This is a genomic window from Vibrio sp. 2132-1 (genome assembly GCF_033344315.1).
This window is the reverse complement of record NZ_JAWPON010000588.1, coordinates 1-589: the sequence shown is the minus strand read 5'-3', so window position 1 is coordinate 589 and position 589 is coordinate 1. Positions and strand designations below refer to the sequence as shown.

Here is a 589-nt window from a genome sequence, read left to right as displayed (position 1 = left end):
TGCACGTTCACCAATCTCTAGCAAAAGACGGCGTTAACCTGTTTGCTGGCGACAAGTACGGCGGTCTATCTGAAACAGCGCTTTACTACATCGGCGGTATCATCAAACACGCTCGTGCAATCAACGCGTTTGCTAACCCATCAACAAACTCGTACAAGCGTCTTGTACCTGGATTTGAAGCACCAGTTATGCTTGCTTACTCTGCACGTAACCGTTCAGCTTCTATCCGTATCCCAGTGGTACCAAGCCCGAAAGCACGTCGTATCGAAGCTCGCTTCCCAGATCCAGCAGCAAACCCATACCTAGCGTTTGCTTGTCTACTGATGGCTGGTCTTGACGGTATCAAGAATAAGATCCACCCAGGCGAAGCGATGGACAAAGACCTTTACGATCTACCAGCAGAAGAAGCAGCTGAGATTCCTAGAGTGGCTGAGTCTCTAGAAGTTGCTCTAAATGCACTAAACGAAGACCGTGAGTTCTTAACAGCGGGCGGCGTATTCTCTGACGACTTTATCGATTCTTACATCGCACTTAAGTCAAAAGACGTTGAGCGCATCAACATGGCAACTCACCCACTTGAGTTCGAACT

Annotated in this window: 1 pseudogene; it reads left to right on the top strand. The window is 48.6% G+C overall.

Annotation, left to right across the window (positions count from 1 at the left end):
* Positions 1 to 589: pseudogene (glnA, locus tag R8N47_RS26815) on the top strand (glutamine synthetase); the annotation flags it as partial.